Raw genomic sequence first — 274 nt, 5'->3', positions numbered from 1 at the left:
CCGGGGTGGCAGTGCACGCGTGCACAGTGGTCATCAGTCCTTCGATGATGCCGAAGTTGTCGTTGACAACCTTGGCCAGAGGAGCCAGACAGTTGGTGGTGCACGAGGCGTTGCTGATGATATGGTCATTGGCAGCATTGTACTGGGTCTCATTGACACCCATCACAAACATAGGGGCATCGGCAGATGGAGCAGAGATGATAACCTTCTTGGCGCCTCCCTTCAAGTGAGCGGAAGCCTTTTCGATGGTGGTGAAGACTCCAGTCGATTCGAC

At 54.7% G+C, this 274-nt stretch carries 1 pseudogene; it reads right to left on the bottom strand.

Going from position 1 to position 274, the window contains the following annotated elements:
* Positions 1 to 274, bottom strand: a pseudogene (locus SM753_RS20575) (type I glyceraldehyde-3-phosphate dehydrogenase); the annotation flags it as partial.

The organism is Halostella sp. PRR32 (assembly GCF_034808085.1).
GTDB classification, from domain to species: Archaea; Halobacteriota; Halobacteria; order Halobacteriales; family Natronoarchaeaceae; genus Halostella; species Halostella pelagica.
Note: the sequence above shows the minus strand (reverse complement) of the source record. Positions and strands in the feature narration are given on the sequence as shown.